Origin of the sequence: Catenulispora acidiphila DSM 44928 (assembly GCF_000024025.1) — a bacterium.
Classification (GTDB): Bacteria; Actinomycetota; Actinomycetes; order Streptomycetales; family Catenulisporaceae; genus Catenulispora; species Catenulispora acidiphila.
In genome coordinates this window covers 4,713,936-4,733,394 of record NC_013131.1, presented here as the reverse complement: position 1 = coordinate 4,733,394, position 19,459 = coordinate 4,713,936, and the positions used below count along the sequence as shown (strand labels likewise).

The 19,459-nt window shown below is 69.4% G+C and carries 13 protein-coding genes; 4 read left to right on the top strand and 9 right to left on the bottom strand.

Translation table 11 applies throughout. From position 1 onward, the window contains the following. The first annotated feature begins 169 nt into the window (after positions 1-169). Positions 170-550, top strand: a complete 381-nt coding sequence (locus CACI_RS20670; RefSeq protein WP_015792771.1) for a hypothetical protein — start codon at positions 170-172, stop codon at positions 548-550. A gap of 65 nt (positions 551-615) precedes the next feature. On the opposite strand, the gene CACI_RS20665 is transcribed toward CACI_RS20670, so the two are convergent. Then, complete coding sequence (locus CACI_RS20665; RefSeq protein WP_015792770.1) at positions 616-2,559, bottom strand: aconitate hydratase; 1,944 nt, start codon at positions 2,557-2,559, stop codon at positions 616-618. Between the two features lie 190 nt (positions 2,560-2,749). Here CACI_RS20665 and CACI_RS20660 point away from each other — a divergent pair, with 190 nt between their 5' ends. After that, the gene (locus CACI_RS20660) at positions 2,750-3,073 is read left to right on the top strand and encodes a hypothetical protein (protein WP_015792769.1); all 324 of its coding nucleotides are present in this window, start codon (positions 2,750-2,752) and stop codon (positions 3,071-3,073) included. Between the two features lie 50 nt (positions 3,074-3,123). On the opposite strand, the gene CACI_RS20655 is transcribed toward CACI_RS20660, so the two are convergent. From CACI_RS20655 to CACI_RS20615, 7 genes are all read right to left on the bottom strand, one after another. Continuing rightward, positions 3,124-3,453, bottom strand: a complete 330-nt coding sequence (locus CACI_RS20655) for a hypothetical protein (protein ID WP_015792768.1) — start codon at positions 3,451-3,453, stop codon at positions 3,124-3,126. Between the two features lie 146 nt (positions 3,454-3,599). Then, on the bottom strand, positions 3,600-3,932 hold the full coding sequence (locus tag CACI_RS20650) for a cupin domain-containing protein (protein ID WP_015792767.1): 333 nt from the start codon (positions 3,930-3,932) through the stop codon (positions 3,600-3,602). 127 nt (positions 3,933-4,059) lie between these two features. Continuing rightward, complete coding sequence (locus tag CACI_RS20645; protein WP_015792766.1) at positions 4,060-4,782, bottom strand: hypothetical protein; 723 nt, start codon at positions 4,780-4,782, stop codon at positions 4,060-4,062. 115 nt (positions 4,783-4,897) lie between these two features. Further along, positions 4,898-5,248, bottom strand: coding sequence for a hypothetical protein (locus tag CACI_RS20640; protein WP_015792765.1), 351 nt, complete (start codon positions 5,246-5,248; stop codon positions 4,898-4,900). Positions 5,249-5,252: 4 nt separating this feature from the next. Next, complete coding sequence (locus CACI_RS20635; RefSeq protein ID WP_015792764.1) at positions 5,253-6,272, bottom strand: ABC transporter ATP-binding protein; 1,020 nt, start codon at positions 6,270-6,272, stop codon at positions 5,253-5,255. Positions 6,273-6,293: 21 nt separating this feature from the next. Next, positions 6,294-9,386 (bottom strand): FtsX-like permease family protein, encoded by a 3,093-nt coding sequence (locus CACI_RS50070; RefSeq protein ID WP_015792763.1) that lies wholly within the window; start codon positions 9,384-9,386, stop codon positions 6,294-6,296. After that, a complete protein-coding gene (locus CACI_RS20615) occupies positions 9,383-12,925 on the bottom strand; it encodes an FtsX-like permease family protein (protein ID WP_143765335.1) in 3,543 nt (1,180 codons plus the stop codon). The genes CACI_RS50070 and CACI_RS20615 overlap by 4 nt, the downstream gene beginning before the upstream one ends. A gap of 78 nt (positions 12,926-13,003) precedes the next feature. On the opposite strand from CACI_RS20615, the gene CACI_RS20605 reads away from it, so the two are divergent. Further along, positions 13,004-13,591 carry an LOG family protein gene (locus CACI_RS20605; RefSeq protein WP_015792761.1) on the top strand — a complete coding sequence of 196 codons (588 nt, stop codon included), beginning with the start codon at positions 13,004-13,006 and terminating at the stop codon, positions 13,589-13,591. A 210-nt stretch (positions 13,592-13,801) separates the two neighbouring features. Continuing rightward, positions 13,802-17,266, top strand: coding sequence for a phosphodiester glycosidase family protein (locus CACI_RS20600; protein ID WP_041540370.1), 3,465 nt, complete (start codon positions 13,802-13,804; stop codon positions 17,264-17,266). Here CACI_RS20600 and CACI_RS20595 read toward each other — a convergent pair. Then, a complete protein-coding gene (locus CACI_RS20595) occupies positions 17,253-19,385 on the bottom strand; it encodes a hypothetical protein (protein ID WP_143765334.1) in 2,133 nt (710 codons plus the stop codon). The genes CACI_RS20600 and CACI_RS20595 overlap by 14 nt on opposite strands. Positions 19,386-19,459 lie beyond the last annotated feature (74 nt).

The following is a 19,459-nucleotide window of genomic DNA, read 5'->3' as shown; positions in this document are numbered from 1 at the left end:
TGCGACGCAGGGCACGTCCGGCGCGGCGCTTCACTGTCCCGAAACACAAGAAAACCGCGTACTCCCCCGTTTCGATCCGAGCAGAATGGTCAAGTCGGAAGTCTTGGCGTCTTCACGGCGGACCAACCTGCCGCCAGCACCCGAAGATGCCACAGGGAGGTGACAACACATGGGGATCAACCACGCCCACCACGACCGCCACGGCACCGATCAGCGTGCCGCGGTACGCAGCGCGGAGCAGGCGGTCAGCGACGCCTGGATCGGGCAGCTCCTGCTGGCCGAGTACGAGGCGCACGTCGCGGTCGACATCTGCACGCGTGTCCGCGAGCAGCTCGCCGACCGGCTCCGCGCCGCCGAGCTGTCGGGCGACCCACCCGCGATCGAGGAGACCGCGCGCCGGTTCGCCAACGCCGAGCACGCCTGCGCCGTCGCACTGGATACGTACTCTGAGTCGCGCGATCTGCTCGCGGAGCAGCTGGATGACTGGCTGTGCGCCACGCGGATGCGCTTTCGCGAAGCCCAGGACGACAGACGCGTCATCGGCTGGTAGCGCGTCCGCGTCCGTTCATCGCAGCAGCCGGTAGCAGCCGATATTCACTCTTCCACCGGCCTGTATCAGTTTCCGTGCTTACCACCGAGATGCTCGGCAATCCGTCCGCCGGCCAGAATCGTCGCGATCTGCCGCGGCGAGAGCCGGTGACGGACGCCGAACGTCGTGTTCTTCGTCAGGTTGCTGACAGTGAACTCGCCGTCGGCCAGATGCCGGCTCAAGTCCTCGAGCTGGAGTTCGTCTCCGGGCTCGACGCCGTCATAGTCCGCCGGATCGGCGAACTCCAGCGGCAGCACCCCGAAGTTCACCAGGTTCGAGGCGTGGATCCGGGCGAAGGACTTGGCGATCACGGCACGCAGCCCCAGCGATCGCGGCGCCAGCGCGGCGTGCTCGCGGGAGGAGCCCTGGCCGTAGTTCTCGCCGCCGATCACCACATGGTCGCCGGCTTCCCGCGCACGCTCCGGATACGTGGGATCCAGCCGAGTGAATGAGAACTCTGCGAGCTTGACGATGTCGCTGCGGAACGGCAGCGCCGCCGCTCCGGCTTGCAGGATCTCGTCGGTCGAGACGTTGTCGCCGGTCTTCAGCACGACCGGGATGTCCAGCCGGTCCGGCAGCGGGTCCAGCTCCGGCAGGCTCCCGATGCTCTCGGCCTTGACCAGCTCGACCTCCTTCGCCAGTCCCGGCGGCAGCGGGTGTTCCAGCACCACGACGTCCACCGAGGAGGACTCCGGCAGCTCCACGGCCGGGTAGGCGAACCCCAGCGTGCGCGGATCGGTGATGCGTCCGGTCAGCGCCGCCGCGGCAGCCGTCTCCGGCGAGCACAGCCACACCTGGTCATCGTCCGTCCCGGAGCGGCCGGGGAAGTTGCGCGGGAAGGTACGCAGGCTGTTGCGGCCCTTCGCAGGAGCCTGACCCATGCCGATGCAGCCCAGGCAGCCGGTCTGGTGCAGGCGCGCGCCGGCGCGGATGAGGTCCAGCGTCGCGCCGGACTTCGTCAGGTCGGCGAGGATCTCCCGCGAGGTCGGGTTGACGTCGAGGGACACCTGCGCGTCGGCGTGGCGGCCGTGCAGGATCGCGGCGACCACCGCGAAGTCCCGCAGCCCGGGGTTCGCCGAGGAGCCGACGACCACCTGGTGCACCTCGGTCCCGGCGACGTCGGCCACCGGCACGACCGAGCCGGGCGAACTGGGCTTGGCGATCAGCGGTTCCAGGGTGCTGAGATCGATCTCGTCGGTGAGGTCGTACTCGGCGTCGGGGTCGGCGGCGAGTTCGACGAAGTCGTCCTCGCGTCCCTCGGCGCGCAGGAACTCCCGCACTCGGTCGTCGGAGGGGAAGACCGTCGCCGTCGCGCCGAGTTCGGCGCCCATGTTGGCGATGACGTGCCGGTCCATCGCCGACAGCGTCGCCACGCCGGGCCCGTGGTACTCGATGACGCGGTGCACGCCGCCCTTCACACCGTGCCGGCGCAGCATCTCCAGCACCACGTCCTTGGCGCTGACCCAGTCCGGCAGCTCGCCGGTCAGGCGCACGCCCCAGATCCGCGGCATGGTCAGGTACAGCGGCTCCCCCGCCATCGCCAGCGCGACCTCCAGCCCGCCGACGCCGATCGCCAGCATGCCGAGCGAGCCGGCGGCGCAGGTGTGGGAGTCCGAGCCGATCAGCGACTTGCCGGGGACGCCGAAGCGCTGCATGTGCACCGGATGCGACACGCCGCCGCCCGGCGGGGAGAACCACAGGCCGAAGCGTTGCGCCGCCGAGCGCAGGAACAGGTGGTCGGCCATGTTCCGCTCGTCGGCCTGCAGCAGGTTGTGATCGACGTATTGGACCGAGACCTCGGTGCGGACCCGGCTCAGCCCGAGGGCTTCCAGCTCCAGCATCACCAGCGTCCCGGTGGCGTCCTGGGTCAGTGTCTGGTCCACGCGCACCGCGATCTCCGAGCCGGGCGACATCTCGCCGTCGACCAGGTGTGCCTCGATGAGCTTGCGCGCCAGGTTCAATCCGGTCATTTCGACCGGTTGCCCGATGATCCGCGGGGCAAACACCGGTACCGCCGCGTGGCAGACATCGGTACCGCCGCGCGGCAGCGACCCGCACCGCCGCGCGCGCCGGTCACAGAGCGTTTACCTCGGAGGATCGCGGGCACGCGGAGTGAACGGCATGCCGGCGACGTGTGGGGCGTCAGGGAGGTGGCAGCAGATGTACGGCTGGGAAGCGTGGCGCCGGTATCGCGCGGCGAGAGCGAAGGCCGCAGGTGAGCGCACGGTCCGCAAGCTGCGGGGACGCGCGGCGGTACGCGAGGCCGAGAACATCGTGGAGGCGACCTGGGTCGACCAGCTGGACCGGGCCGGACACCAGGGGAACGTCCACCCGCAGCTGCCCGATCTGCTCCAGCGTGAGCGCTCGGCGTTCGCCGAGGCCACCCACCGGCGCGAGGCCGAGGCCAAGGCGGACCGGCGGCGGCTGGCGGCCATCGCGGAGGAGTTCTCCGAGACGACGCGGAGCGTGCCGCCGGTCGGGTGACGCTGTTCGAGCCCTTCGAACCTTTCGAGCCCTTCAAGCCTTTCGAGCTCTCACCGGCCGCCGAGCGCCTTCTCCAACTCGGCCTTGTTCATCTTGGACCGGCCCTTGACGCCCCGGCTCCGAGCCTCCTGATACAGCTGGTCGTAGGTCCGGCCACCGGAACCCTTGTGCGAGCGCAGTCCGCCGCGCCGACCGGAGGAGATGTCCTCCTTCGACAGCTTGCTGGAGGTCTTCGCCTCGCCGTGGCGCGCCCGCTCCTTGTTCACGGTCCGGGCGGCGATCTCCTCGGCCTTCGACTCCGGTACGCCGCGATCCTCGACGCTCTCCTTCACGTGCTCGTACTGCCGCTCGCGCTTGGCACTCCACTGTCCGCGAGGCATGGTCGCCTCCTTCGCTAGGGCTGACGTCTTGACCTTGAAGTGATCTCCGAGGTTCGGGTCCGTGTGCCCTGGGCCTCAGCACCCAAACAGCGGCGCGCGAGCAGCCGATTTCCGCTTCTGCGCCGCGTTTCCTTGATCCAATCGGGCTACAGCGCCTTGGCCACGGTGAGCACGAAAGTCGCGTCCTCCACCGCCTCCAGGCTGTGCCGGGCATCGGGCACGATGAGCAGGTCACCGGTCATGCCCTCCCACGAGGCGTCGTCGGAGACCAGCCGGATCCGGCCGCGCAGCACCAGGATCGTCGACTCACCGGGGTTCTCGTGCTCGGCCAGCGTGCTGCCGGCGCTCAGGGCGATGAGGGTCTGGCGCAGGACGCGTTCGTGGCCGCCGTACACCGTCTGAGAACTGCGGCCGTTCGAGGACGACGCGGCGCGCTCCAGGTGCTGCCGGGAGAGCGCTTCGAGCGAAAGCTTCTGCATGATGGTTCCGCCGTTTACGTTTCAGGGCCTGTTCAGCCGGACGATCAGTCCTGCTCCGGTTCCGCCTACCCAGGGCCGGCGCGGTCATGCCGCCCCGGTCCTGACGCGGTTGGCTGAGCCGCCGGGCTCAGCCGCCTTGCGCAGGCGCCTGCTGACCCTCGCCGTCGCCCTCATCCTCACCCGACTCCGCCGCCAGACCGTCGACGTCCACCGGCGGCAGCTCCTTGATCTGCTCCTTGGTCAGCCCGACAGACACGCCGGCGGCGTCGATCCCGAGCACGTCCTGAATCGGGATGGCGACCCGCTTGCGTCCCCACAGGTGCCCCTCGTCCAGCAGCACATGGGTCACCTCGCTGTCCGGCGGCGCGACCACCAGACCCTGCACGCGCCCGACCTCGCCGCCGCCGTCGGCGTGCACGCGCTCACCGCGGCGCACGCTGACCTCGCCGGCCGGGATGTGCTCCACGGTCGTGGCAGCCAGCTGCGGATCCACGCCCGGCACGAAACCGGTCAGCGCGGTCGGGGTCATCACCAGCCCGTACAGCGGCCAAGCCAGCACCCGCTCCTCGCGGGCGGGCCCGACGCGCTCGATGTCGGGCATGAAATAGGTCTGCAGCGCCGGTTCGAACTCCTCGAACCGGGCACGCGTGCAGTTCAGATCGACGCCCTCCGGACCGGGGACGGCGATGTGCACCGGCACCAGACGGGCCTGCCCGCCGTCGTCCGGCCGCACCACAAGGTGGGTGAGCTTGTCCGCCACCGGGTCGACGACCACGAACTCCACCTCGCCGCACTCGTCCCCGGCACACCGGACCCGGCTGCCTATCACGTATTCGAGGGTGGCCTGCATCTGGCAAATCCTCTCGATCGTCGGTAGGAACCACGTATCTCCAGGACCGGGGAAGGCAAACACACGTCAGGCTCGCTGAGTCAGAACCCTCAAACAGGTGATGTGTCCGTTCCGTTCACTCGCTGTGCTTTCTGCCCGGCGGAACGGCGGGAGGATCGGCGGGTCTGTTCGGTTTGGTCGCCGAGGGACGCCGACGCGACGCGGCGCGATCCCACCGCGGGGCGATCACGGTGAGGAAGGTGGCTATGACCGCTGCTGCGATGAGGTCGCCAGCCACGTTGTAGCCGAGCGAATGGTGATTCCGGCCGCGGTAGTCGTGCCGCATCACGATCCACATCAGGAGCGGAGGGGCGATCGCCCAGAAGATGAACGCGACCAGCCATCTTGCCCACAGATGCCGGATGCGCCGCGGTCGCTCCACGCGATAAGTGTAGTCGCGCAACCGCGTTCCGGTATCGCTGAACACTGATTCACTCAGCCGGGACCGGCTCTCTCGCTTCGCGTTCATCCCCGGCGTCACCATCGTTTCCGGCATCTGCCGCCGGCCAGACGCTGACGTGGTCCTCGTCCAGCGCCACCCGTACGCGGTCCCGCATCTGCAGGCGCTCGACGTACTCCCGGGGCAGCTGCATCCGTCCGGCTCGGTCGAGCATCACGTACTCCTCGGCGACGTGGCGTTCGGCGCCGTCTTCGTCCACTGCCACCGCTCGCACGGTCTCCGAGCTGGTCTTGCCGTCGCGGATCGCCACGGTGCGCCGCACTTGTCCGGCGACGTCGGCGTCGTGCGTCACCACGACCACGGTCACGCCGAGTTCGCGGTTCGCCGTCCGCAGCGCCTCGAAGACCTGGTGCGCGGTCGCGCTGTCCAGCTCTCCGGTCGGCTCGTCGGCGAAGAGCACGTCAGGCGTGTTGGCCAGCGCCACGGCGATCGCCACGCGCTGCTGCTCGCCGCCGGACAGCCCGGCGGGGCGGCGGTCGCGGGCGTGCCCGACGCCGAGCAGGTCCAGCAGCTCGCCGGCTTTGCGCTCGGCGGCGGCGCCGCGGGTTCCGGCGTAGCTCATCGGGAGCATGACGTTGTCCAGGGCGTCCAGGTGGGAGAACAGGTTGCGGCCAGTCTGCTGCCAGACGAAGCCGACGACCTCGCGCCGGTAGCGGAGGCGGTCCTTGGCCTTCATCGCCAGCAGGTCGCAGCCGGCTACGCGGGCGCCGCCGGCGGTGGGGGTGTCCAGGCCCGACAGGATGTTGAGCAGCGTGGACTTGCCACTGCCCGAGGCGCCGACGACCGCGACCAGATCGCCCCGGTCGACGAGCAGGTCAAGGCCCTGAAGCGCCTGCACCTCGACGCCTTCGGTCTGGTAGATGCGGACCAGGTTGTCGCAGACGATGTGCGCGTCGTGGCCGTACTGACGGCGGGGGCGCGCGGCTTGCGCTTCGAGGTCGTGCAGGTCGTGCGGCTCGGGCAGCTCGTGCCTGTCGTTCGAGGCGGTCATGGTCACCTTCCAGCGGTCGGACTATCGGGAGTCGAAGCGCAGCACGGATCCGAGCTTGCGCCGCCGCGCCAACCGGCTGTCGATCAGCGCCGCGAGCAGCACCAGCGCGACCATCGCGGCGCCGAGCGCGGCGGCGGTCGCGAAGTCGACCCGCACCGTCGGCTCCGCCGCACCGCCGGTGACCGCCTGCAGCCGCAGCGCCGACCCCAGCACCGGCGGAATCAGCACCCCGAGACCCACCCCCGCCAGCGCCGCCAGACACGCCGGCGGCAGCAGCTGCACGATGAGCATCCCGGTAGCGGCGCGGCTGCGCAGCCCCATCGTCCGCAGGAACGACACCGCCTCGCCGCGCGCCCGAGCACCGGCGAGCAGCTCGAGCACGACCGCGAGCAGGGCGAAGGCCGAGGCGAGGGCGGCGCAGGAGTTCGCGACGAGGTTGAGCGAGTCTGTCAGGGTGCTGGCATCTAGGCTGCCTGCCAGGTCGCTGCGGGTTTGGATCTGGTAGGCGACGTTCGCCGGGAGCGCGGCGCGCAGGTCGGATGCGGCGACGCCGGGACCGTCGATCACCAGCGTGTCGGGATCGGTGTCGGCGGTCAGCTTGGCGGCGACGGTCAGCGGGACGACGAGGTACGGGGCGTCCGGCGCCAGCCCGTCGAGCTCGGTGCCGATCACGCGGAGGTCGTCGGCGCTGAGCGTGTCGACGGCTTTGACGTCAAACGTCGTCGACCCCGCCTGGATCATGGCGGCGCTACGGTGCTGAATCGCTGCGGCCGAGGCGTACGCCGGCTGCCCGGGACCCGCCAGCAGCCTCCCCAGCTTCGAGCCGGGATCAGCCTGCATCAGGGCTTTGACATCTACGCCGATAGTCCTGATCGGCGCAGCACCGGCTGGAACATCAGGCGTCACCCACAGCGCCTGTTCAGCTATAACCTGCCGAACCCCCGCCACTCCGGCAACGTCGCTCCGCACTCTCGGCGTCAGACCGCGGCCAGAGATGACCGCGTCACCACCGACCGATTTCGCAACATCAGCATGAGCACCGGTGACTGTCCTGGTAACCAGCCCACCGAACACCAGCCCGGCAAGGGTGAGGACCAGCACGAGCAGCCCAACCGCTCCGAGCCCAACACTTCGCCGCGCCTGCGCGAACGCCAGAACCGGCACAGCCGACCGACGCCGTCGTGCCCACCGCAGGCAGGAACCAATTACCACAGGATGCACACGCAGCAATACCCCCGCACCCACCGCCCCAAGCAGCGCCGGCACCAGGCTGATCTGCGGGTCCACGCCCACCGAGCGCAGCCCGTCAATCCCGCGGCTATGCAGCGAAGCCACCGCCGCAACGACGAGCACCGCAAGACCCGCCTCAACCGCCAACCGGCGCCGTCGCACCACAGCCCGGTCGACAACGGCAGCCCGCGGACGACTCCGAGCCCAAGTGAGCGCCGGCAGCAGCACGAGACCCGCGATACCGATCGCCGCGAGCAGCCACGCAGCGCTAGGACCCTTGCTCTGCACAGGATGCCGCCCCACGTGGAGCACCATCCGCGCGACCACCCACCCAACGGCCAGCGCAGGAATGGTCACCACCGCACCATGCACCGCGCGCACCGTCATCAGATCCCTGACAGTCGCCCCACGCGCCCGATGCAGCGCAAGATCCCGCTCCCGCCGCCCAACCGCCAACCGCGCCGCACTGAACAGCGTGATCAGCGCCACGGTCGCCAGACTCGCGAGCGAGAACGAGTCCACCACCCACACCTCAGCCCGCGCCGCAACAAACTGATCCAACGTCGCCTTGATGTCGGCAGCAATGACCAACCCGCCCCGCGTCACAATGAACGGCCCACACAACTCCGGCAGCCCCCGCGGCGCCGGCCCACACGGATCATCAAAAGCCGGATCAGTCATACGCCCCAACTGCACCGCCAAAGCCCCAGCACCATCAGCACTCAACGCCCCCGCCGCAAGCGGAAACACAAACGTCGTCGCCGCCGCACCCGCACCCACAGGCAAGGCAGCCCCCACCCCCGCCGCACTCGTCAACACAGCACCCCGCAAAACCAACGGCGCAAACCCCCCAACCGCCGCCCCCACCCCCGCCACCGGCGCCCGCAACCACGGATGCGTGTACCAAAAGTTGCTAGTCGCCGCCGCCGAGGTATCAACAGGCTCAAAAATGCCGACAACGCGAGCACCAATGGTCGCAGCAGCCGGACCAGCGGCAGTGGCGAACACAGCCGAGCCACCGGCACGCGGTGATGGAGCGGCGGCTGAGACACCCTCCGAGCTACCAGAAGTGGCACCCGAATCGGCGGCACTCGCCAAGCCGGCAGCCGAACTGACCGAAGCAGCCAAGCTGGCTGAGCGAGTCGAACTGGTCCGGGCGGCAAGTCGGCCTGAGGCGACAGCAGAGCTTGCGGAGGTAGCGCGGGTCGGGCTGGCAGGAGCGGCAGACCAGCCTGAGGCCGCTGTCGAACCAGCGAGGGTGGCGGCGCTCGCCGAGTTGTTGGGGCTGGTCGCCGAGCTCGCTGCTGAGGTGGCGGCGGATCCCGGACCGGGTTGGCCGAGGGTGATTGTTTCGCCGAGGGTGAGGTGGAGGGCGGTGCTGGTGGCGGTGGAGATGGCTATGGGGATGGGGGTGCCGGGTGGGAGGGGGCCGGGGGGTGGTGGGGTGCCGGCTGTGTAGTGGAGGCCGCCGGGGATGGGGTTGGTGTACTCGATGCGGAGTTGGGGTGGGATGGCGCCGAGGGTGGTGATGCCGGGGGCGGTGGCGGGGGTGAAGGGGGTGGCGATGTCGACTGATGGGGTGCCGAGCATGGGGCGGGCCCAGGGTGGGAGCGGCTTCAGGAGCTGGTTGGTGAAGTCGGAGAAGGTGTTGGCGCCGGTGCCCAGGGCGCTGGTGTCCAGGCCGATCGTGTTGAGCGTCACGCTGACGCCGCGCCCCTGCTGTGCCGCCGTCGTGACGTTCTGACGCAGGGAGCGGTCGTCCAGGCGCGCGACCAACGCCGGGCCGGCGCTGACCATCAGGGTGCTGATGGCGATGATCGCGGCGAGGCAGCCGAGCAGGGCGGCGTCGAGGCGCATCTCGCGTAGTGCCGCACGAACCCTCATACGTCCTCCCCCGCACGCAGCACCCTGGCCAGGTCGAGCGCGGCGGCGGCGCGCGCGATGCCGGACAGCACCGCCACGACCGCGGCGACCGTCGCCAGGCCCAGACCGCCGGCACGTAGCCAGGGAATCAGGACCGTCATGGCCGGCTGGGCCGCCGAGCCGTCGGAGGACGTCGCCAGCAACGGTTCGGTAATCGCCGCGACCCCCGCGCCGATGACCGTGCCCGCTAGCAGCGCCAACACGGCGACGACCCCCTGCTCGATCAGCAGCGCCGAAGCCAGTTCACGAGGGCGCGCGCCGAAAGCCCGCAACGCGGCGAAGCCACGAGAGCGTTCGCGGATCGAGATGACCGTGTCCATCGCGAACCCCAGCAGCGCGAACAAAGGAGCGAGAAACACGCACGCAGTGAAGAGCCCTGATGAGCCGGACCGAAAGACGTCACCGCGCACAGCAGCCGCCGCCGTACTGCGCAACACCGGCGTACCGAGATCGGGACGCGCGGCGAAGGCATGTTCGACCTCTGCGTCACCGCCCGGCGCCGTCTTGAGCAGCCACGTCGCATCGGTCGGCGGATCGAGCCCGAGACCCGGAAGCTGATCGGCGAGCGTCGCCAGGTCCAGAATCGCCGCCGGACCCGCGCGCTGCCCCGGCACGGCGACGACGACCCCAGTGATATGCAGGCTGAGCTGCGGCGGAGTGTCGGACCCGCCCGGAATCAGGCTGCTGCTATCAGGTGCGTTGTCAGCGGTGACGGTGAGCGTGTCGCCGACATGCGTCCCCGTCTCGTCGAGCAGATCCTGGTCGACGACCGCAGGCAACGCCCGAGCCATCCCGTCGGCCAGCGGCACCGGAAGAGCGGCGTCCACGACAAACGGCTCACGCCGCTGCGGCGCCGTCGGACCGGTGGCGTCGATCCCCGGGCTCAGGAACGCGAGCGTGAACAGGGCCTGCGTCGACGGCTTCGTCTCGCACAACACGCCGCCATACCCCTGTTCAGAACCAGGCTGCGCCACCGGGACCGAGCAGGCGACGGTGTCAGAGCTGTTGCCAGGCAGGCCAGATTGCGCCGCCGTCACCAGCCAACTGCTCCCGTCAGGCGAAGTAGCCGGACCGGTCGGCACGCCAGCGGCGTCGGTACCGGTGATGGCGAGGACGTCGATGTGGACCAGGTGCGTAGTCGTCGAGATCGGAGTCAGGGCCTTGATGTCCGTGACACGCAGCGGGTAGGTCAGCGGACCCGCGCCAGACACATCGAATCCGGCGTCGTTCGTAGTCAGCGGAGCAGATCGGGTCAGGGCCAACCCGGAGCCGTCCACGAGCGTGAGTTCGAGCTCGGATCCGGCTGGCAGCGCACCGTCGGAGATGGTGGTCTTCGTCGCCATGGTCAGCCGGACGGGGCGTCCGGGCAACGTCATGCCGCTGAGCGGAGTGCCGCCGAGGTGAGCGAGCGCGCTGCGTGCCGCCGGATCGGCAGTACCTGGACCGAATGCCAAGACGGTCCCAGCGGTGTGCGGATCCACCCCGATCAACGTCGCAGCGGTGTGGGAGCTGTCGGCAGAGGTCGCCGCGGTGGACCACAGCGGCGTCGTAGCAGTAACTCCGGGCACTGATGAATACGCAGCACGCCGCGCCAAGGGCGGCAGCGCAGAGCCATCGACCCTCACGTCCGCCCCCACCGCGAACGCCGCCTGGTCGCCGGCGTTCCGCGTCCGCATCGCCGTGGCAGTCAGAGCCAGAGCACCAACGGATATCGCCATCACCATGAGCAACAGCGCACCGGTCAGGCGACTGGTCCGCCGACTGACCTGCCAGACGCCGAACGCGCCGGTCAACCCGCGCCGTCGCCCGGCGTGCCGATCCAACGGCCGAGCGAGCAGCGGGAACAACCGTAGCGCCAAGACCGCCAGGGCGCCGGTGACCAGGACGGGAACCAGGATCAGGACCGGGTCCAGCGAGTCCGCACTGCCGCCCGCCACTGTCTGAGCACTGATTCGGCTAGCCAACGGCGAGCGGTAGTGATGGAGCTGGATCAGACCCCAGACGGCGAGACCGGCCAGAACCAGGTCAGTCCCGGCACGTTGGAACCGTGCGACGCGCGCACTCCGACGCCGAATGGCGGCACCAGGCGCACGCTCAACCGCATCGGGCCACGCGGCAGCGACGGCGAGAGCAGCGTGAGCAACGGATGCGGCGAGCGTAATGAGAGCTGCAAGCAGTGCCGTCGAAGGGAAAGTAAGGGCTTTGACGTCTGTAACGACGCCAAGCAGCCGCGCCAGAGCAGGCGCGGCAAAGGGAACCGCGACCACGAGCAGCACCCCGAGACCAAGACCCTCCAAACCAGCAGCGACCAGCAGCTTCGCCGAACCAGCGCCACGTCCCCGCGCCAGCACAAGATCCGCACGCCGCCGCGAAGCCACGGTCCGCGCCGCACGCACCATCGCAGTCCCAGCGAGCAGGATCAGGACACCAGCTGGAACAGCAAGCTCAGCCTCCCCGGCGACCGTCGTGCGCCGCGCGACCGCCCGCTGTTCCGGCAACGCCGAGGAGACGATGATCGCCGGGCTGATCGGCGCGGCACCAGGTAGCGCGGGAGCATCCTGGTGCACGATCGCGACGTCAGCACGGTCGATGAGAGCGGAGAGCCGATCCGCGGACACGCCGTCTAGCTGGGGATCGACGATCCACGTCGCAGTGCCGGCCTGGCCGAGACCGTCGGCGCCAGCGAGCGCGGCAGGGGCGACGACCAGCGCCTGCGCAGGGTTGGCCGTGATCTGCGCCAGCGCGGGAGGCGGAAGCGCCTGCCAGAACGCGGTGCCATCGGGGTGATAGACGCCGACGACGGTGGCGGGTCGGCCTGCGGCGAGAGTGAGCGCAGATCCGGGGTGGAGATTCTCGGCGCCTACCAGTGAGTCCGGGAGGCCGATTTCCACGGGTACTGAAGGGAAATTCGGCGTGTTCGTACCTCTAGCCGGAAGGCTGGAATTAAGACTGGCATTGGCACCGGTAGCAGCAGCCACCGGCCAACGCCCGGCAGTCAGCGTTGCGTGCGCGGCTACATCAGAGCTCGCAATCGCCACTGCCGCGTCACTGAACGGCTCCGTACCACCGCCGCTCACCGTGAGCGTCGGCGAAGCGTCGATCCGGTAGACCGCCCCCGGCACGTCCCCCAAGAACCGCCGCGCAGCAGCGCCAACCGCCGCGTCCTGCTCCCCCACGCCGTCGGGCCCGTACGTCCCCAGATACCGCACCACCCGGTCGGCGACCGGTGCACCGCGCACCACCACCGGCGGCTCGGAGTGCGCCAGTGCGGCGACGAAGGACCCCAGCGTCGCGAACACGAGCGCGGCAGCCGTCGTCACCAACGTCGCTGGCAACCCCGTGCGCACCCGGTGGGTGGCGTGCCTGAACGTGCGCCGAACCTGGCGTGTCACGCCGGTGAGAGTACCGAGATGCGACACCGCAGCGCAATATTCTGACAGAACTTCGAAATTTTTCGCCAGCCGCCACAGAAGACGCCGGACGGTCAACGACCCGGCCAACGGTCACGCCGCCCAAAACCAGCAGCGCCCCGCCAGGTCAGAACCCCACCAACCCGTCAACCCACGTACAATCGCAGAGTGCTGAGCATCTGCGTCTTCTCCGGCTCGTCGCACGGACGCGGCGAGCGCTACCTCCACCACGCCGAGCAGCTCGGCGCCGCCCTTGCCGCGCGCGGCATCGCCGTCGTCTACGGCGGCGCCCGCGTCGGCACGATGGGTGCGCTCGCCGACGGCGCCCTGCGGGCCGGCGGACGCGTCGTGGGCGTCATCCCGCGCTCGCTTTATGAGTGGGAGGTCGCGCACGAGGGCCTGACCGAGCTGCACATCGCCGAGGACCTGCACCAGCGCAAAGCCCTGATGGCCGAGCGCGCCGACGCCTTCATCGCCCTGCCCGGCGGCTCGGGCACGCTGGAGGAGCTGTTCGAGATCTGGACCTGGGGTCAGATCGGGCTGCACACCAAACCGGTCGGTCTGCTCGACGTCGCCGACTACTTCACCCCGCTGGTCGCCTTCCTGGACCACATGACCGGCGAGGGCTTCCTGCACCAGCCGCACCGCGACATGCTGATCGTCGAGACGGATCTCGACGTGCTCCTGGAGCGCTTCGCCGCCTACCAGCCGCCGGAATACGTCTGGCGCGAGAACCCGACCGAGCCGGGTGAATAAGCTACCTGCGATGCGGTGAGCTGGATCAGCGCGTCATGCCCGCCGTGGATGGACAGCGCTTACCAACCTGTTAGCCGGTTGTGCCGCATCGTGCCATTGTCAGGACACGTAACAGGACACGTAGTTCGGCGAGCCTGAGCCGATGGCCCGTGGTGGACGGTTCGTGCCGAGGGGAGCGGAATGATGGTTCGGAGAAGAAGGCGGCTCGCGGTGTCGGCCACCGTGGTCGCGGCGCTGGTGTGCGGCGCGCTGGCCGGTACCGGAGGCGCGAGCGCGCAGACCAGCGGTACCGACGACACGGCAGCACATAGCGGCGGCGGAGACGGTCGGCCCTGGCTGCCGCCGACGCCGGATCAGTGGCCGTTGGTGGTCACCGCCTCGAACACCGCACAGCAGGAGATCACCCGCGGTATCGACTACCAGACCGACACCTACCAGACGGTCGGCGGTGTGCAGCACTCCACGGAGCTGAACGTCGACCTGTCCGACCCGAACGTCCGCCTGGGCGTCGTGGAGTCCCACAATGAGATCAACGACGCCGCCGACGAGGTCCCCTCCTCGATGGCGAACCGCACCGGCGCGGTCGCGGGCATCAACGGCGACTTCTTCGACATCTACGGCTCCGGCAGCCCGCACGGCATGGTCGTCATCGACGGCCGGCTGGTGAAGAGCCCGAACCCGGCGTGGAACCAGAACGTGGTCGTGCGCGCCGACGGCTCGATCGGCATGGGCGCCGAGGCGTATTCGGGCACTGCGACGGACGGCGCCGCGAGCCACCCGATCACCTCGGTCAACACTGTCGCGGACCTGTCCGCCAACGGCCTGGTGCGCATCACACCAGACCTCGGCGACAGCGGCAAGATCCCGGCGTCGGTCGTCGCCACCGGACACCGCGACCCGGCCGATGCCAGTGTCCTGATCATCGACGCGGTGACGCCGAACGTCACGGACATCACCCAGGTACCCGCCGGTACCGAAGACCTGGTCGGCTCAGGAACCGCCGGCCAATGGCTGACAGCGACAGCGCACCCCGGCGACCGCGTGACGATCGCGGAGTCGATCAGCCCTGACAACGCCCCGCGCCAGGCGCTGTCCGGCGGCGCCATCCTCGTGCAGAACGGCACGATGGCCGTGCCGGTGCAGGGCAGCGGCGAGAACAACGTCAACAACCCGGTCACCGGTATGGGCGTGACCAAGGACGGCAAGCACGCGATCGTCGCAGTGTTCGACGGCCACCAGCCGGAGGACGCCGCCGAGGGTCTGACCCGGCCGCAGCTCGCCGGCTGGATGATCGCGCACGGCGCCTACAACGCCATGGTCTTCGACTCCGGCGGCTCCAGCGAGATGGTCGCGCGCCAGCCGGGGCAGCAGCAGGTCAGCGTCAGCAACACGCCCTCGGACGGCCACGAGCGCCCCGTCGCCAACGGACTCTTCTTCTACAGCACCGAACCGCATCCCGCTCCCGCAGTCCGCGCCGTCGCGAATTCCGGCGCCCCGCTGGCGGTTCTGACGAACAGCACCGTCCCGGTCGGGGCATATGCGGTAGACACGCTCGGCAATCCCGCGAGCGATCCGGTGACGCTGTCAGTGCATCCGTCTTCAAGGGCGAGTATCAGTACCGGAACAAACGGCGCGACCCTGACGGCGTCCGGCACGCCCGGCACCGGCGAACTGGTCGCCACAGCTGGCCGCGCTCATTCCTCCGTGCCGCTGCGCGTGACCGACCACCTCTCCTCGCTCACCCTCAGCCCAGCCACCGCCGACCTGAACAACGGCGGAACTCAGCAGCTCTCCGTCAGCGCGACGACGCGGGACAAGCAGCCGGTCTCGCTGCTGCCCGCGTCGGTGGCTTGGACCGCCTCCCCGCCGAACCTGGGAAGCGTCGATCCCACAACGGGACTGTTCACCGCGGCGACCGACGACGAAGGCTTGGTGACCGTCACCGCCAGCGTGGACGGCGCGAGCGCGACCACCTCCATCGCGGTGGGTCAGCGCACTGAAATGGTCGACACGATGACCGACGTGAACAACTGGGCGGTGAACACCCACGGCGGCGCGACCGGCAGCCTCTCGCTGTCCACGACAACCAAACGGCTGCCCACCGACGCCGGCTCGATGGACGTCAAGTACGACATCCCGGCGGGCAGCGGCGTCAAGCAGGTCGTGTTCTCCCCCACGGTGAGCGAGTCGTTCCCGCCGGCCGGGGAGACGCAGCTACCCGATGGCGTCGGGATCTGGATCAAGGGATCGGGCACCGGCGGCTCCGGAACTCCGCTGGGTCTGGGCAACCTCACGCTCGCCGAGGCCTACACCGAGGTGAACGGCCAATACGTCGACTTCTACCCGTCCACGGTGACCTACGACGGCTGGCAGCTCATCGTCGCCAACCTGCCTGCCGGATTGCAGTTCCCGATGAGCGTCAAGTTCCTGGACTTCCTGGTCATCAGCCCGACCCAGACCCTGTCCGGTGACCTGTATGTCAGTGACCTGCAAGCCCTGTACTCGCCGCGACCGCTCGTGACGCCGCCATACGTGGCGATCCCGGACAATCCGTCGTGGCTTCAGTTCACCGAGGACCCGGCGAAATTCCGTGCCGGCGGCACCACCTTGGCAGCACTCGATGACGCCCACACGCACGCCGACGACCCGAACTCCACCGGTAGCGTCGTACTCAAGCAGGACGGCACACAGATCAAGGCTCTGCCATCAAGCCAGACCGGAGCGCTGTCGCTGCAGACCATGGGCGACATGAGCGACACCGGCAGCACCGCCAACCTGACGTATCTGAAATCGCTGCTGGACGGTACCGGCGTGCCGTACCACGAAGGCGTCGGCAACCACGAGATCACCCAGGGTGCGGACCCGGAGAACAAGAACTGGACCAGCCTGTTCGGCGCGACGCACTACAGCTACACCCAGGGTGCCGCGAACATCCTGGTGACCGACAGCTCCCACATCGGCATTCTGCCCTCGGACCCGTACCAGGTCCCGGCCGGCGACCCGCCGCAGTACCAGTGGCTGGCCGACCAGCTGTCGGCGAACCGCTCGCCGGTGGTCTTCGTGGTCAGCCACGTCCCCGCCTACGACCCGCATCCGCAGCAGGACAGCCAGTTCGCCGACCGCTGGGAGGCGCAGATGTTCGAGACGCTGGTCCAGAAGTATCAGGACACGCATCCGCACACGCACGTCATCACGCTGTTCGGCCACGCGCGCGGCTGGGCCGAGAACCTGCTCGACCCGACCGGCCACAACACAGCCGGCGGCATCCCGAACTTCGTCGTCGCCGACGCGGGTGTCGAGGCGTACGCGCCGCCAGCCGAGGGCGGGTTCTACAACTACGGGCTCTTCCATGTGCTGCCCAACGGAGACGTGCAGTTCGCGGCGATCCCGACGCTGGCCGGCATCACGGTGAGCAGCCCGGCGAGCACGCTGCAGGCAGGCCAGTCGACGCAGCTGACCGCGACCGGAACCACGCCAACCGGCGACGATCTGCCCGCCCTCAGCGTGCCGATCGCCGATCCGGCCTCGCATGTGTGGCGCAGCTCCGATCCGCACGTGGCGACGGTCGACCCGGTCACCGGCGCCGTGCACGCGTGGCACGCGGGGACGGCGACCGTCACGGTGACGTCGGACGGGATCAGCGGTTCGGTGACGTTGACGGTCACGAAGGGTTGATTGACAGCAAAGCCCGAATACGCGACCGAAGCTCCTCATCGGCGCGGAGGTGTTCGAGATCCTGGACGCCGATCGGGAAGCGTTCGTCTTGCTCGGCGTAGGTGCGGAGCTTCGCCGCCACGGTCGCAGGCAGTGGGCCGTGGCCGGCGAGGATCTGCAGGACATCGACGGCGCGGCTGCGAGGCACGGGCGAATTGGTCGCCTCGAAGGTTCCCAGGAGGCGGTCGGCAAGCTCTTCACGGCGCGCGCCGGAGGCCCACGGGCCTTCGGGGTCGACAGCCAGTAACGCTTGCGCGGCAGCCGCGCAGGAGACCGGTTCGGCCAACGCGGCTTCGAGGGCGGGAGCCAGTTCGCGGGCTGCCGGACCGAGTTCGGCGGCGAGGTCGGCGGCGGTAACGACGGTCCACGCGGTGAACATCTCACCTGCGAGGTCCAGGGTGCCGCGCAGGACGTCGATCAGGGATTCGGGCCGGCCGGTCAGCAGCCACAGGGCGTGCCCGAGCTTCATTCGTGCCTGGTGCGCCGGAAGGCTGGGGGTCGGGACCGGGATGCCGTCCAGTACCTGGAGGAGGAGCGGGGCGAGGAGGTCGGTGTGCTCCGGGAGTTCTGTGGCGGCTTCGGCTGCGGCGGCGCGGTCGTCAGGGTTCTTACTCTCGGCAGTCAGGCCGAAGTGGACGGCAGCGACGAGCGGATCGGTGTCCTGAGTCAGGACACGTATGGCCTGTGCTGCTGCGAGGCGTGCGCGGATGGCATCGCCGTCGTCGGCGGTTGCCGCGACGCGCCGCAGCATCGCCATCGCTTCGAGCGAGCGCGCGCCGATGGCGGCGAGGGCTTTGGCTGCCACCGCTGGCCTGACGGCGAGCAGCCGGGTCAGCTCGGGTTCGGCGGGGTTCGCGCTGCTGCCCCACGAGGTGAGGATCTTGGCGAGGTGGATGGGCTCGTTGCGGTTCTGGACGGCGGCGAACAGGTTGCCGGCGTCAGGGGACGGTTCGTGCGCGGCGTCGCAGATCTCTGCGAGGCGGTGACGGATCGCGGTAAGGAGGTCGGCGTCGAAGGGCAGTGGCGTGGCTTCGGTGACGCCGTTGAAGATCTGCGGATGGTCGCCGAGCGCGCGGGCAAGCAGGCTGGGGACGATCGGGTCGTTCCAGCGGGTGAGGCAGGCGAGGGCTTCGTCGTCGACGCCGTCGTCAGCGTCGCCATCGGCACCGGCAGCCAGTGCAGCGACACGGTCTCGAGTGGCGGGACCGACAGCATCCGGCCCGATCAGCTCCAGCACCGCGATGACGCGGCGCGCCAAATCCGGTCGATCCAGCAACCGCGCGAGCGGCTCAGCCAGCAACGCTGGTGCGCTGCGATAGTTCACAATCAGGAATCTGGCGGTCGACACGTACTGCTCGGCGACCTCGATCGGCGCTTCGTGTGAGCGATCCAGCGCCTCGGCCAGCAGTTCGATCGCGGAATGCGTGCCCTGATGCTCGGCCAGCGCGGTGATGAACTGGTCGAACAGCTCCCCTTCGCCGTTCAGCGCGGCGTCGCGTACGCGCTCGTCCATTGCACGTCCCGCGCGAATCCACGCGAGCGCCGCGCTGAGGCGAAGCACAGCGTCGCCCGGCAAATCGCCCGAGGCGCCAGCCGACAGCACCCCGCCAGCCAGGACCGCAGCCGTCTCGGAGTCCACGCGCATCATCGCGCGCAGCACCTCGGCGCGCGGCAACGCCTCGGTTTCGGCATCCCAGCGTTGAAGAATCAGGGGTCGGATACGTGACGGCGACGACGCGTGGACGAGCACGAACAGCGCCGCCGCGCGCGTGGGGGCATCGGGATGCTCCAGCAGCCCGGCAATCGTTTCAGTGTGCGCGCCGACCGCCGAGCGCACCGCGTCACGATCTTCAACGCCACGCGGATCCGAGCTGCTCGCGATGTCTGCGAGCAGCCCCAACAACTCCGGCGTCTGAGCGCCCGCGGCTCCGGATACCGCGATCCGGACCAGGAACGGCACAGCGGGGATCGTCGCCGGATAGACCGAGCCCTGATGCCAGATGGTGCCGTACAGCTCGTACACCGCCTCCGCGGCCTGCTCCTCGTCCCCGCTGACGAGCGCGCGCAGCAGCTCGGGCACGTCGGTGGCCGGGCCGTAGGCGTGCTCGAGCGAGTCCCAGGCGACTTCGTCCAAGCCCGCGAGGGCGGAATGTT

Coding starts and splice junctions, on each gene's coding strand:
- CACI_RS20670 (WP_015792771.1), top strand. CDS start 170: ATGGGGATCAACCACGCCCACCACGACCGCCACGGCACCGATCAGCGT.
- CACI_RS20665 (WP_015792770.1), bottom strand. CDS start 2,559: ATGACCGGATTGAACCTGGCGCGCAAGCTCATCGAGGCACACCTGGTC.
- CACI_RS20660 (WP_015792769.1), top strand. CDS start 2,750: ATGTACGGCTGGGAAGCGTGGCGCCGGTATCGCGCGGCGAGAGCGAAG.
- CACI_RS20655 (WP_015792768.1), bottom strand. CDS start 3,453: ATGCCTCGCGGACAGTGGAGTGCCAAGCGCGAGCGGCAGTACGAGCAC.
- CACI_RS20650 (WP_015792767.1), bottom strand. CDS start 3,932: ATGCAGAAGCTTTCGCTCGAAGCGCTCTCCCGGCAGCACCTGGAGCGC.
- CACI_RS20645 (WP_015792766.1), bottom strand. CDS start 4,782: ATGCAGGCCACCCTCGAATACGTGATAGGCAGCCGGGTCCGGTGTGCC.
- CACI_RS20635 (WP_015792764.1), bottom strand. CDS start 6,272: ATGACCGCCTCGAACGACAGGCACGAGCTGCCCGAGCCGCACGACCTG.
- CACI_RS50070 (WP_015792763.1), bottom strand. CDS start 9,386: ATGAGGGTTCGTGCGGCACTACGCGAGATGCGCCTCGACGCCGCCCTG.